This is a genomic window from Winslowiella iniecta, from assembly GCF_001267535.1.
Lineage (GTDB): Bacteria > Pseudomonadota > Gammaproteobacteria > Enterobacterales > Enterobacteriaceae > Erwinia > Erwinia iniecta.
This window is the reverse complement of the sequence record NZ_JRXE01000009.1, coordinates 69,091-83,077: the sequence shown is the minus strand read 5'-3', so window position 1 is coordinate 83,077 and position 13,987 is coordinate 69,091. Positions and strand designations below refer to the sequence as shown.

The window sequence follows — 13,987 nt, the reverse complement described above, 5'->3', positions numbered from 1 at the left end:
CCTGCAAAAAGTCATCGACGTGGGCGAACTTCTGACCATCAAGATAAGCCGCAAGCGCCGCCAGCCGTGCCGGGAAGTCCGGATAGTGGCGATTCAGGGCCGCATAGTAGCGCTGACTGAGAATCGGGCTGGTTGCCCGGCTGGCAAGGAAAGCTGACACCACGGAAAAACCCGATTTCTCACTCTGTTGCGCGGCGGCCATCTGTGCCGGAAATAGTGAAGCGCAGGCGGCGGTTAACGACAGTGCCGCCATCCCCTGCAATAAACGGCGGCGGCTTAGCGAGCGCGGGGGGTTATTTGGCTGCGACATGCTGCCTCCTTCTTTTTATCATCACCAGACCGGCAACAATCAGCACCAGTGCAAGGCCAGCTCCCGCCATCACAGCCGGGCGCGTCAGGCGAACCAGCAGCGGAGTCTCGCCGCCCTCACGTAAGGTTTTCACCTGTTCAGCGGTGACCGTCACCTGCGGATTGCCATAGTTTTTCAGCACATAGTTACTGACGTCGGCAATTTGCTGGTCGCTAAGGCGCATGGCGAAATCGGCGTTCGGACCGAACTCCGGCATCGCGATCGCTTCGCCATGCACCGTGCGCTGTACGCCAAACAGAATGGTGGAAACCAGGTTATCAGGTCGATCGGCACCGGTGGCGGTGTTATGGAACAGCGACGGATAGCGTTCGCTGCCCTGCCCGTCCGGCTGATGGCAGTTGGCACAACTGCCGCTGAATACCTTCCAGCCCGCATCGACGTCGCCAGTCTGTCCACGTAGCTGCTGTTCACTACCGGAAACAGCACCGTAACTTTCGCGGGCGCGCACGTCACCGTTGCTGACGGCGGGAACCTGACGCAGATAAGCCACCATTGCCGCGATATCACTGTCGGAAAGGTATTGCAGGCTGTGCTCTATCGCTTCGGCCATCGGCCCTGCCGCCTGCGCTTTGCCGCTGAGATGCCCGGTTTTCAGATACTGTGCCAGTTCGGCTGGCGTCCAGTTGCCGATGCCGGACTGAAGATCGGGGGTAATATTCGGCGCATACCAGCTGCCGAGACTACCGCCAGACAGCGCCCGATCGTTTTGCTGTCCCATCAGTGCATTGCGTGGGGTATGACAGGTGTCGCAATGCGCCAGCGCGTTAACCAGATAGTCACCGCGATTGATCTGTTCAGACACCCCCGCAGTCGGCGTAAAGCGCTGATTATCGGCAAACAACAGGTTCCACACCGCCATTGACGCGCGAATATTAAACGGAAAAGCCAGCTGAGTCGGCGGAACCGGGCTGTCGACAGGTGCCACGCCGTGCATAAAGTAGAAATACAGCGCGTGGATATCGTCATCGCTGATTTTGGCGTAAGCGGTATAAGGCATTGCCGGGTAAAGATGCTGCCCCTGTTTATTGACGCCTTCGCGCACCGCGCGCGCAAATTCCGCCTCGCTGTAATTGCCGATGCCATCGGTGGTGGAAGGGGTGATATTGCTGGCATAAATGCCGCCCATCGGCGAAGGGATCGCGTACCCTCCTGCCATGGTTGCCCCCTGGTGAGGTGACGTGTGGCAAGCACCGCAGTCGGCGGCGGTCGCGAGATATTTCCCTTTCGCTATCAGCTGCGCATTTTCCGTCCGGGCGTCAGCATGGCTGACCCCGCTGAAAAGGATCAGACTGATGGCGAAAGGCAGACAAAATTGTCTCACCTGACATGCTCCTGTAAATGTAAAATAAGATATTGTTTTTGTAGGATAAAAAGAGGGCGTGTTTCACGCTCCACGAAGCAAAACACCGTGTATCCCGCTGCGGTTAACGGCAGCGGAATGCCACGGCGAAAAGGAAAAACGGTTACAGCAGTTCGTAATCGTTAAAAATCAGCGGGGTCTCTCCGCCATTGCTTAACTGTATTTTGCCGGGGTCGATCAGCATCGCATCGCCGCGATGCAGCCAGATCTCTTTCACCCGGTTAGGTTTGCCGGGTTCAGCCACCAACAAGCGGCCTTCGGTAAAGAACACCCGCACACCGGGGCCATGCTGGGTATACTCGGCGGTGTTTTCGCCCGGTTGCAGCGTGACTTTCCAGCCGCGCACAGTTTTCTCATCCAGCACCTGCTTAAACGCCGGGCTGTCCGGGCGCGTTGCGCCACCAAAGTTTTGCGGGCCGTTCTGTTTAATCTCAAACGACACCTGATGATTCAGCGTGGTGTCGACGTTAGTGACTTTATCCTTTTCCGATTTGCCCTGATGCGCGCCAAATTTCACATTGCCGCTTTTCATCTCATGGTCCTTCACCGGTTTATCCGGGTAGGAGATCTGCACTTTGCTGCCGTTCACATGGGTGTTGACGTAATCCAGATGCTGCTCATGAAACTGGGTGGATTCACCCGGACGAATCATCACGCGCATCACGGTAACGTACTGATTTTCCATAATAACGTGATGCAGAGGTTCGAGATCGGTGGCAACGACTTCTTCTTCCGCAAAGGCGGCAGGGGCGGCGCTCAGCGCCAGCAGACCTGCGGCGATCAGCGCGGGTAACAGCGGGTATGACTTAGGTTTCATAGTGGCTCCAATAGTTGTTGACTTAATCCGGGGCGGCGGCCTGTCGTCTGGCGTTACTGTTCAGCCAGCGAGATCCAGTTTGCCCCTTTGCCGGTGGGATAGCGGCCAACCAGCGTCAGTGCGCCAGTGGAATCGTTAATGGTGTAAAGAGAAAGCTGATCGGATTTCTGCCCGGACTCAATCAGGAAGCGGCCAGTGTTATCAATGGCAAAACCACGCGGCTGCTGCTCGGTTTTGATACTGGCAAGTCGGGTCAGATGGCCATCGTTGGCATCGACAGAAAACGAGGTCAGCGTGCTGCTGGTACGTTCGGTTGAGTAAAGGAAGCGCCCATTCGGCGTGATATGGATATCTGCCTGCCAGATGCGCGGCTTAGGCGATGACGGCAGCATGTCGTCACCGGTCAGCGGTCGCGCTTCGCCACGCTGCATATCTTCATCCGGTGAGATCGAGCTGACCGCTTCTGCCTCGCTGGCAGTGCCGTCTTTATTCAGCGTCAGACGAGTAATGTTGCCGGCCATTTCGGTGAGGATATACATATTGCGTTTGCCCTGCCCATCGGGCTGCGGGGCAATCACAAAGTGTCGGGGGCCGGTGGCGGCTTCGTGCTGAATATTGATAAACGGCGGGTCGTTCGGCGTCACTTTGCCGGTTGCCGCGTCAAAATGATATTGCAGCAGCTGATCCGTCCCGAGCAGTGTAACGTACAGATAATGATTGGTCGGATCAACCTGAATGGCATGGGCGCGCTTACCGGTATGCACCACCTGCACCGGTTTTTCCTCTACCCGACCCTGGCTGTCGATACGATTAATACTGAACAGATCGCCGCCGTAGGAAGCGCTCAGCAGAAATTTTCCCTGCCGATCGAGCGACAGATAAGCCATGCTTTCCGGCAGGGGTGACTGTCCGGCTTTCTCCAGCTTGCCATCCGGCTGAATATGATAAGCCACCACGTGATAAGGTTTGCTGCGCACCGAGACGTACAGCATTTTATTATCCGGCGACACCACTGAAGACATCGCCTTGTCTCCGGCCGGAAAGGCGCCGGTCGGCACCAGCGTTTTATTCGCTTTATCCAGCTGATAGCCGGTAACCGTGCCGCTTTCGGCGTTCGAAACATACACCAGACTCTGCGCCTGAGCCGCAGTGGCCAGCGTCATCATCGACAGTAAAGCACCCGCATAAAGCCGTTTTTTCATCGTTAACTCCTTACCAGTCTGAAGGGGGAAACAGGATTACCAGTGGGTGGAAAACACCTCGCACAGCTCAGCGACATCGGCATCGCTAAGCGGCTGAGGTTTCTCCTGCGCCTGCATCCACAGCCTGGCGGTTTCTTCCAGCTCTTCCAGGGCAAAACATGCGCTTGAAACCGAACGGCCCCAGATAACCGGACCCAGCCGTTCCAGCATCACCCCTCTGACTTCGCAAGCCAGCTGCGCCACCTGCTCTGCCACTTGTGCAGCGCCCGGACGGCAGTAGTTAATCAACGGAATACGGCCGACTTTCATCACCTGATAAGGCGTAATCGGCGGCAGGATGCTGGCCTGCTGCCAGACGCCCTGCAGTGTCAGCCCCACCAGATGGGTGGAGTGGGTATGCACCACGCCCTGCACATTCGCATTGCGATCGTAAACCTGACGGTGCAATAACAGCGTTTTCGACGGCTTATCGCCGGAGATCCATTCACCGTTGCTGGCCACTTTAGCGATGCGCGCCGGGTCGAGGCGGCCAAGACAGGCGTCGGTCGGGGTGATCAGCCAGCCATCTTCCAGCCGCGCGCTGATATTACCGGCGCTACCAACGGTATAGCCGCGCTCAAACAGGCTGGCTCCGGCCCAGCAAATCTCTTCACGTAGCTGATGTTCAGTTTTCATCTCTGCCTCTTCGACGTCTAAAGGAAAAACTAATGGGAAGCGGTGGCGATTTTGCTGGCCGCATCCGGTTTATCAATTTTCAGCGGCTCGACTTTACCCATGATGAACATAAAGTTGAGCGCGCCGAACAGGCAGATGCCCCCGGCCACCAGCAACGGCACCACAAAGGAGCCGTGGCTTAGCGTCAGCATCAGGCCGGTAAAGGAGGCGGTGACGATACCGGCGAGATTACCGGCGAAGTTCTGAATCCCACCCAGCGTCGCCACATAGCCAGAGCCAGGCGCGACATCGGCAGGCAACGTCCAGATATTGGCGGCGGTAAAGGCCAGTCCGGCATAGGTCAGCGAGAACAGCGTCAGAATCACCGCCACACTGTCGGTAAAGGCGGCAAAAGCAATCACCGATGACAGCAACATCCCGGCAATCAGGCAGGTTTTGCGCGCGGTGGTCAGGGAATAGCCTTTGCGGTACATCCAGTCAGAGGTGATGCCACCCAGCAGACTGCCGGGAATGCCCATCAGCGCCGGAATCGCACCCAGCGTGCCCAGTTCTTTCAGCGAGAAGCCGTGCGCGATGGTGAGATAGGTCGGAAACCAGGTCACAAAGAAGTAGGTGGCAAAGTTCATGCAGAAGAAGCCAATCATCATGCCCCACACGGTTCGGTAGCGGAACAGCCCGGCAATTTTCACTTTTTCATTGTTATCAACCGTATGCACGCTACGATCTTCCAGCAGATTCTGGCGCTGCTGTTCATCCAGCCCTTTCATGTCTTCCGGTTCACGGTAGAACAGCAGCCAGACCGCCACCCAAATCAGCCCCAGCGCGCCAGTGACGATAAACGAGGTTTCCCAGTCCCAGGTGCTGATCAGCCAGGCAACCAGCGGTAACGCGATGGCGCTACCGGCGCGCGGGCCGGCATCAAAAATACCGCTGGCGGTTGCGCGCTCTTTTTTGGCAAACCATGAGTAGACCACTTTGGCGCAGCCCGGATAGCCACCGGACTCGCCAATCCCCAGCATCAGGCGCGAAGCGAAGATGGAGGTAAAGCCACGGCCGAAAGCGGTAACCACCGTGAACAGTGACCACCAGCCCACCGCAATCGCCAGTCCGGCACGGGCACCGAGACGGTCAATCAGGCGACCCGCAGGAATTTGTAGTAAAGCGTAGGTCCAGAAAAATGCACCAAGAATCAATCCCATACTGGTGTCATCCAGTCCAAGATCTTCTTTAATATGCGGAGCCGCGATGGCCAGATTGATACGATCTATATAATTAATGGCGATGGCGAAGAAGCAAAATGCGATCATCAGCCAGCGGACTCGTGGGTATCTACGCATGGTGAATTCCTTTATTATCTCGGTGCTTTTAATGTTGGCTTTTATAAGAAGGGAGACCGTTTGATGGTCTGTTTCTTGTTATCATTTGTTAAAAAATGACCTTTATCTGATAATATGATGTTAAAAGTAAGCGATTACAAAAATCAGTCAAGCTAAAAGTAAGCGCTTTCAAAATGAACCTTTGGTTGTCTGCAAAATTTGTGGGCGACATCACTAATTTGCGTCTGGAGTCCCGATATGTCCGATAAGTCCGCACAGCCTGCAAGAGTCTCACTGGAAGATGTCGCCAGACGATCCGGGGTATCGACAGCCACCGTTTCACGCGTGCTTAACGGCAGCAGTTCAGTGAAGCAATCCAGGCGGGAGGCGGTAGAACGGGCCTGCGAGGAGCTGGGATATGTGATTAATCGTGCCGCCAGGACGCTGGCATCACGCAGAAGTATGACCATTGGCGCGGTGGTACCGACACTGGCGACTGAAACCTTTTCCCGTCCATTGGCCACCTTTCAACAGAAGATTCACCAGTCGGGCTACACCCTGTTACTGGCCAATTCGGACTTCGATCCGGATACTGAGTTAAAAGAAGTGAACAAGCTGGTGGAGTACGGCATTGATGCGCTGATGCTGGTCGGTAATTCACATCACCCGCGCCTGTGGGAACGAATTACTCAGCAGAATATTCCGTGCATTCAGACCTTCTCCGTCGACGATCGCCACCCAAGCGTGGGGTACGATAATGAACAGGCCGCAGGCGAGCTGACCCGGCATCTGCTGGCGCTTGGGCATCAGAATTTTGCGTTAATCGTCGGCACACCGCCGTCCAACGACCGCGTTTCCGATCGTATTACCGGTACGCGGCAGGCGCTGGCGGCTGCCGGGCTGCAACTGGCAGCCGCTAATCTGATTGACAGTGCCTTCACCATGAATGACGCCCGCGAGGCGATGTTCCGTCTGCTGGATGGCGAAAACCCGCCGACGGCGGTGATCTGCGGTAACGATTTGCTGGCGTTTGGCGCACTGCGGGCGGCAGGCGAACGCTATTTGCGCGTACCGAATGATATCTCAATCACCGGCTTTAATGACTATGAGTATGCCGAGCACCTGGAACATCCGCTGACCACCATGCGTGTTGAGCTGGATAGGATTGGCGAACACGCGGCAAACTATTTGCTGGCAACATTAAATGACCAGCCAGCGCCACGGCAAACCATCATTAAGCCCGAATTAATTGTGCGTGGCAGCACCGGTTCGGCACCGCGTCGGGTTCGTTAATCCGCACAGTAATAACGCCTTCCGCTGCTGACAACGGAAGGCCAGCGGTTAATCGCGACAGGTCTGCCCGAAAGATTCAAAAGCGGCCCGGGCCGGTGCGCTGCGCAGAAAGTCCAGCAGAGCGGCAGCGCCCTCAGGATGGGTTGCAGCCGCGAAAACCCCGGCTGAAATGGAGGTCACTTGCTGCACTTCCTCCGGTAACGGGCCAATCACCTTCACACCGGGTACGGTTAATAATTCGCTGATCTGCTGGATGGCAATGTCCGCGTGGCCGGACAATAGCTGGCTGGCGGTAAACCCCTCCGCAATGGTGGTGGCACGCGCATTAATTTGCTGTTCAATACCCAGCTGTTTCAGCAGCGCCTGGAAATAGACGCCGCTGGCTCCGCCCAGCGAATAGGCCACCGATCGGGCCTGCAACAGCGCCTGCTTCAGCGCCTGCGTACTGCTGATATCCGGAGCACTGGCGTCGGGCAACATTGCCAGTCCAATCGGCGAATCCACCAGTTCCACCCGGCTGCTGGCGATAACAATCCCCTGCTCAATCAGCTTGTCCATTGCCGACACCGTCAGAATCACCGCATCGGCGGTATCGCCAGCGGCGATCTTTTTCTCAATGACCGTGGTCGGGCTCCATTCAATCTCCAGCTTGCTGTCCGGGTACTGCTGCTGCCAGCTGGCTTCCAGCCGATCGAACGGTGCACGGATCGCCAGTGCGCTAAATACGCGGATAGTGTTGGATGCCGTCATACCCTGCTCCTTTTTTGTTTTCAGCGCATTTTGCGCAAGTAGCTGGCGTCCAGTTCTGACGGCGTACGCACGCCAATCAGCGCCAGGTCGCGGTCAATTTCATCACGCAGAATATGCATCGCGTGCTCGACGCCCGCCTGGCCGCCAATCACCGCACCGTAGAGGAATGGCCGACCGAGGAAGACAAAGTCTGCGCCCAGCGCCATCGCCTTCATCACGTCAGTGCCGCGACGAATGCCGCTGTCGATAATCACCTTCATACTGCCTTTTTGCGCCGCGATTTCCGCCAGCGTTTCCAGCGGCGGCACGGTGTAGTCGAGCTGACGGCCACCATGATTGGATAAAATCACCGCGTCCGCGCCAAGATCGCGGGCAATAAACGCATCTTCCGGCGACATTAGTCCTTTAATCACCAGATTGCCTTGCCATTTACGGCGAATGGCTTCGACGTTTTTCCAGTTCAGCTTGTCGCGTGCATGGGTGTTACGCACTTTACTCGACATCATCGGCGGCCCGCGTTCGGCATCGGTGTTTTCAAAGTGCGGCGCGCCGTGGCGCAGGAAAGTCTGCGCAACGGTACCCAGCAGCCAGCGCGGACTTATGGCGCTTTCAAACATCACTTTCGGGGTGATTTTTATCGGCATACTGAAGCCACTACGGGTGTTGTGCTCGCGGTTGCCGAGCATCGGCGTATCGCCAGTCACCACCAGCGTGTTGAAACCCGCTGCCGCCACCCGATCCACCAGCCGATCAATTCGTGGCTGATCCCCAGCCAGATAAGCCTGGAACCACGCATCAGGATTGGCCGCGTAGACATCTTCCAGCCGTATCAGCGAAGAAGCACTGAGGATCATCGGCACATTCATCGCGCGGGCGGCTTTAGCCAGGGCAATATCCGCCTGATAAGCGACAAAAGAAGCGCCACCCAGCGGCGCGACGCCGAAAGGATGCTGCCAGCGCTGCCCGAACAGCGTGGTGTGCTGATCGCGCCCCGAGACATCCCTGAACATGCGCGGAATAAAGGTGTAGCGCTGGTAGGCTTCAAAGTTACCGGCAATGCCGCGCCCGGTTTCCACGCCACCGGCAACATACTGATAGATCATATTCGGCAACCGACGGCGGGCATGACGTTCAAAATCATCCAGCGCCAGCAGATCGCGAAAAGCACGCGGCAACTTGCGTACCGCCGGATTAGTCGTCACAACAGTTTCGCGGGTGTCCGCCTGCGGCACTGAAGAGGAGTTGGCAGGTGATGTCATAATGCGTTCTCACAGTCCATGAAAAGAGGTTAACGGCATGACTTAACATGACGGATAATGCGTTTAAATTTGTAAGCGCTTTCAATTCTGAGCAATCATCACTAACATTTCAATATCACCCTAACAACACTGACGCATTTTTATGTGATGTGCATCACTTTACAGACACATTTGTAAGCCCTTACATTAAGCCAGGTCGTTCTGTTGCATGATTCAGCGCGCCAGTTATCCGCTGAGCCATAGCCAGTGAAGAAGAATCTTTATGGAGTCTGATATGACATCTCGTATTGTTTTACTGCATGCCACCCCGGTTGCCATGGCACCGATAGACGCTGCATTCCAGCAAGTCTGGCCAGAAGCTGAAACCATCAATCTGCTTGATGATGGACTGTCGATCGACAGAGCGCGCGAGGCGGATCTTTCCTCCGCGCTGATCGATCGTTTTGTCCGTCTCGGACATTACGCCAGTGATATGCAGGCGCAGGGCATTCTGGTGACCTGCTCGGCCTTTGGCCCGGCTATCGATCGGCTGGCTAAAGAGCTGGCGATCCCGGTGCTGAAACCGAATGAAGCGATGTTTCATGAGGCGCTGGCCCAGGGGAAAAATATCGGCATGCTGGCGACATTTGGCCCGGCAGTGGAAACCATGACCGATGAATTTAACGAGTACGTTGCCCGTCATCAGACCGCAGCCACGCTGACGACTCTGCTGGTTGCAGACGCCATCGATCTGCTGAAAAAAGGCGATGTCGAAAGCCATAACCGACTGGTCGCCGCCCGCGCCCACGAGCTGGCGCATTGTGATGTGATTATGCTGGCGCATTTTTCAACGTCGCGTGCCGCCGACAGCGTTCGGCAACAGGTGAATATACCGGTACTGACCGCGCCGCATGCTGCGGTTAACCAGATGAAGGCCAGCGTCACCCGCGGCGCTGAGGAGTAAGTCATGCTAATCGGCGTTATTGCAGATGATTTTACCGGAGCCAGCGACATTGCCATCACCTTGTCAAAAGGGCTGACCGGTGAAGGCGGTCTGGAAACCACTCAGTATCTCGGCGTTCCCGATGCTCCTGCCGCCGGGCAGGTTGAAGCCGGAGTGATTGCGCTGAAAAGCCGCTCAATTCCGGCTGACGAGGCGGTAGCGCAGTCACTGGCCGCCTGCCGCTGGCTACAGGCGCAGGGATGTCAGCAAATTGTGTTTAAATACTGCTCCACTTTCGACTCCACCGATGCAGGCAATATTGGCCCGGTAACCGATGCGCTTGCTGCGCATCTCGGCGCGCAGCAGGTGGTGGTCTGCCCGGCGTTTCCGGCCATGGGCCGCACGGTTTATCAGGGGCATCTGTTCGTCCATGACCGGCTGCTCAGTGAATCGGGTATGGAGCATCATCCGTTGACGCCAATGACCGATGCCAATTTACGTCGGGTGCTACAACGCCAGTCGCGTAACCCGGTGGCGCATATCGGCTGGCAAACCGTGGTGCAAGGTCGTCAGGCGCTGCGGGATGCTTTTGCCGCCGCTCGCCAACAGAACAGCGACACCACACTGCTGATTGTTGATGCCATCAGTGAACAGGATCTTACAGTGATAGGTCGTGCGTGCGAGGGCGCACCGCTGGTTACCGGTGGTTCAGGCATTGCGCTGGCGCTACCGCATAACTTTATTGCCCGTGGCCAGGCGAAAGGTCAACGTGCCAGCGTGCCGCCAATTGACGGCCCGGAGGCAATTCTGGTCGGCAGTTGTTCAGGTGCCACTCGCGAGCAAATTGCCGAGCATCAGAAAAAACATCCGGTCATGATGATTGAGGTGGCAGATGTACTAAGCGGGAAAACCGTGCCGGATCATTTGGTGGCATTTATTCAGGCGCATCAGGGCGAAGCACCACTGATTTACTCATCGGGCGATCCGCAAACGGTCAAAGCCATTCAGCAGCAGTATGGTCGCGAGAAAGTCGCTGCGGCGCTGGATTCACTGTTTGGCACCACCGCGCGGCAATTGATCGATGCCGGCGTGCGTCGCCTGGTGGTCGGTGGCGGAGAAACTTCCGGTGCCGTGGTCAGCGCGCTGAATCTGAGCGCATTAACCATTGGCGAAGAGATTGATACCGGCGTGCCGGCAATGATTTCGCAAGGTGAAGCTCCGATCGCGCTGGCGCTAAAATCGGGCAACTTTGGTGGCAAAGATTTTTTTGCCCGTGCAGTGGCGACATTGCGCGGCGGTATCGCCTGATTACAGAGATCTCTGAAATATTGTAGGGAAGTCATTTTCGGCTCCGCTCCTGATGGCATACAGGATGCAAATCCTCGGCACGGGCGGCGAGAACGTCGCCCCTACAAAAAATGGTGTCAGGAGTGTCTGGCCTACAGCCAGTTTATCGGATATGGATAACCAGCACGGGATGCCCTATCCCTAAGGCATCCCGTGCAGCATCAGAAGCTGTAGTTAGCGGTAACGGACAGGTTCCGTGGCGCACCGTAAATCACTGAACGGCTGACCGAAGTATCGTAGGATTTGTCGAACAGGTTGTTCAGGTTTGCCTGCACTGAAAGCTGTTTCGTTACCTGATAACGGCTGAACAAATTAACCAGCGCATAACTGCCCTGCTCAGCATACAGGGTGCCATTGCCGTCCGGCCCTTCAACGTGATCCCAGACATGGGTCTGCCAGTTTACACCGCCGCCGACGGTAAGATCCTGCAACATCGGCAAACGATAGCTGGTAAACAGTTTCAGCGTGGTGCGTGGCAGAGTCGGATTTACCGCTTCTCCCTGATTATCTTCCGCAATATAGCGAGTCGCACCGAACGTCATTTGCAGATTATCCGTCACCGCGCCGTTGACCTCGAATTCAATCCCTTTACTGACGGTACCCTGCGCACCGTAGTAAGCCGTATCTGTCGTGCCAGGAATGATAGCGCCGGTGCTCTGCGCCACGTTATCCTGCTCAATACGAAACACCGCTAACGAGGTAGTCAGACGGCTGTCCAGCCAGTCAGCTTTCACACCGGTCTCATAGTTTTTGCCGGTGACCGGAGAGAGGTAGTTACCGTTGATATCACGATACGATTGTGGATTAAAGATCGAGGTATAGCTGGCGTAAGCGGACCAGGTATCATCAATGTCATAAATCAGGCCGGCATAGGGAGAGATATTATTTTTCTCCATATCCACCGTCATGGTGCTGGTGCTCCACCTGGTGTAACGCGCGCCGACAATCAGATGCAGCGGGTCAGCCAGCGAAACGCGGGTCGCAATATAAGCGGATTTCTGATGAACCGTATCGTCCTGCGCAACGTTCTGCTCACCCCATGCGGTTTCAGGATAGCGACTGTCCCAGTTATTAAAATTACCCGCCTCTTCGGCACTGATATTTGCCCATGAGTTGACGTAGCGGTTCTTCTGCTGGCTATAGCTTACACCCGCCATCAGTTGATGCTGGCGACCCAGTAGTTCATAAGGGCCAGAGACAAAGGCATCAACCGCATTAACTTTGCGCTTACCGGAGTTCCAGCCGGTTCCGCCCACCACCGGATAATTAGCATAGGGGCTAACGCCGATACCGGTATTTTTATCGAAATAACCGTCGATATAGAGCATTTTACTGTCGAAATCGACTTCAGTATGCGCGCCGTTCACCGTCAAATCCCAGCCGTTATCAAAGCTTTGCTTCAGGCTGGCAAACACTTTTTTCGAGGTTTTATCGCTGAAAGCCCAGTCAGGCGCGGTACTAAAGCCACGATCATAATGGGTTTTGCTGCCGTCGGAATACCAGCGAGGCATGCCACCCCAGGTCGGATTATTAACGTTAGTTTCCTGATAGTCATAGCCCAGCGACAGGGTCGTGGAATCCGTCAGGTCGGCATCAATCACGCCATACAGGAATTTTTTCTTACTGTTATAACGGTCGATCCAGCTATCATTATCCTGATAACCGGCAACCACACGGCCACGCACATCACCTGATTCGCTCAGCGGTGCGGAGAGATCGGCAACATAACGCTGTTTATCCCAGCTACCGTAGCTGGCGGAAACATTACCGACAAATTCGCGGCTGTTGGCATGCTTACGCACCATATTGACTGAAGCGGAAGGATTGCCTGCGCCGGTCATCAGACCGGTGGCACCGCGCACCACTTCAATACGCTCATAGATAGCCGTATCGGAAAGTGCATCCCCCATATTCCAGCGTTCTTCAAACTGGGTCGGAATGCCATCGACCATATAGTTATCAATCAGAAAACCGCGGGAATAGAAGGTACTGCGATCGGAATCCGCCACTTTTTCTGTTACGCCGGTGGTGTTTTTCAGTACATCACCCAACGTCTGTAACTGCTGATCTTGCATGCGCTGCTTGCTGATAATACTGACTGACTGCGGAGTATCACGTGCGGTCAGCGCCATTTTTGTTCCGGCGCGGGTGACCGGCGGGTTGTAATCGCTACTGGCGGTGCTGTCGTCACCGCCGGTGGTGCCATCCACCAACAGCGTTTCTTCTTTTTGCGCGGTTTCAGCCGCCGCGGCATAAGGCAACTGCAAAGCCGTCGCGATTACCACGGCGAGCAGTGAAAGAGATGGAGGATTGACGCTGGCCAATGCGGACGCGCTGAGGCGATTTTCCCGGTTACTGCGTGAAGCAAAAAACATTATTCACCCTCAAAACATTTTATTATTTTTCAATTGGCTGGACGAACGCATCCGCCATTTCTGGCTACAGAAACGCCACGCATTCGGTCAGGTTTTCCCTGTGGCAGTAATGATTTCTGCCGTAACAGCGCTGTCTAAAGTCAGCGTCTTTCCCTGGGACTATCCCCACTCTTAACTGGAATCATTTGGAAGCATTAATGATATATCCACCAGTAAAGCGAATGAGAAGTATAATCATTTTGATTATTCGTGTAAAAGAATGTGACAGTGCCGCCCGCGTTAAATTTTTTCATCATTAGCG

General features: G+C 55.5%; 12 protein-coding genes. 3 read left to right on the top strand and 9 right to left on the bottom strand.

The genetic code is table 11. The annotated features are described in order from the left end of the window. The 6 genes from NG42_RS23425 to NG42_RS08035 form a co-directional block, all read right to left on the bottom strand. Positions 1-310 (bottom strand): sorbitol dehydrogenase family protein (locus tag NG42_RS23425; RefSeq protein ID WP_241488326.1); only part of this gene is annotated, 310 nt, incomplete at its 3' end. Continuing rightward, positions 294-1,691 carry a c-type cytochrome gene (locus NG42_RS08055; RefSeq protein WP_082203849.1) on the bottom strand — a complete coding sequence of 466 codons (1,398 nt, stop codon included), beginning with the start codon at positions 1,689-1,691 and terminating at the stop codon, positions 294-296. The genes NG42_RS23425 and NG42_RS08055, both read right to left, overlap by 17 nt. Before the next feature lie 142 nt (positions 1,692-1,833). Next, positions 1,834-2,547, bottom strand: a complete 714-nt coding sequence (locus tag NG42_RS08050; protein ID WP_052898803.1) for a hypothetical protein — start codon at positions 2,545-2,547, stop codon at positions 1,834-1,836. A 53-nt stretch (positions 2,548-2,600) separates the two neighbouring features. Further along, the gene (locus NG42_RS08045; protein WP_052898802.1) at positions 2,601-3,749 is read right to left on the bottom strand and encodes a lactonase family protein; all 1,149 of its coding nucleotides are present in this window, start codon (positions 3,747-3,749) and stop codon (positions 2,601-2,603) included. Positions 3,750-3,785: 36 nt separating this feature from the next. Then, on the bottom strand, positions 3,786-4,424 hold the full coding sequence (otnC, locus tag NG42_RS08040) for a 3-oxo-tetronate 4-phosphate decarboxylase (protein WP_052898801.1): 639 nt from the start codon (positions 4,422-4,424) through the stop codon (positions 3,786-3,788). A gap of 29 nt (positions 4,425-4,453) precedes the next feature. After that, positions 4,454-5,761: an MFS transporter gene (locus tag NG42_RS08035; protein WP_052898800.1), complete on the bottom strand. Its 1,308-nt coding sequence runs from the start codon at positions 5,759-5,761 to the stop codon at positions 4,454-4,456. A gap of 237 nt (positions 5,762-5,998) precedes the next feature. Between NG42_RS08035 and NG42_RS08030 the strand changes: the two genes are divergently transcribed. Further along, entirely contained in the window at positions 5,999-7,033 is a 1,035-nt protein-coding gene (locus NG42_RS08030) for a LacI family DNA-binding transcriptional regulator (RefSeq protein ID WP_052898799.1), read from the top strand. A gap of 48 nt (positions 7,034-7,081) precedes the next feature. Here the strand turns inward: NG42_RS08030 and NG42_RS08025 are convergent, their stop codons facing one another. Together NG42_RS08025 and NG42_RS08020 are read right to left on the bottom strand one after the other, a co-directional pair. Continuing rightward, positions 7,082-7,783 carry a molybdate ABC transporter substrate-binding protein gene (locus NG42_RS08025; RefSeq protein ID WP_052898798.1) on the bottom strand — a complete coding sequence of 234 codons (702 nt, stop codon included), beginning with the start codon at positions 7,781-7,783 and terminating at the stop codon, positions 7,082-7,084. 20 nt (positions 7,784-7,803) lie between these two features. After that, on the bottom strand, positions 7,804-9,042 hold the full coding sequence (locus tag NG42_RS08020; RefSeq protein WP_052898797.1) for an alpha-hydroxy acid oxidase: 1,239 nt from the start codon (positions 9,040-9,042) through the stop codon (positions 7,804-7,806). Between the two features lie 274 nt (positions 9,043-9,316). Between NG42_RS08020 and NG42_RS08015 the strand changes: the two genes are divergently transcribed. Both NG42_RS08015 and otnK read left to right on the top strand, forming a co-directional pair. Continuing rightward, the gene (locus NG42_RS08015) at positions 9,317-9,985 is read left to right on the top strand and encodes an aspartate/glutamate racemase family protein (protein ID WP_052898866.1); all 669 of its coding nucleotides are present in this window, start codon (positions 9,317-9,319) and stop codon (positions 9,983-9,985) included. Between the two features lie 3 nt (positions 9,986-9,988). Further along, the gene (otnK, locus tag NG42_RS08010) at positions 9,989-11,272 is read left to right on the top strand and encodes a 3-oxo-tetronate kinase (RefSeq protein ID WP_052898796.1); all 1,284 of its coding nucleotides are present in this window, start codon (positions 9,989-9,991) and stop codon (positions 11,270-11,272) included. A gap of 200 nt (positions 11,273-11,472) precedes the next feature. Here the strand turns inward: otnK and fhuE are convergent, their stop codons facing one another. Continuing rightward, positions 11,473-13,686: a ferric-rhodotorulic acid/ferric-coprogen receptor FhuE gene (gene fhuE / locus NG42_RS08005; RefSeq protein ID WP_082203848.1), complete on the bottom strand. Its 2,214-nt coding sequence runs from the start codon at positions 13,684-13,686 to the stop codon at positions 11,473-11,475. Positions 13,687-13,987 lie beyond the last annotated feature (301 nt).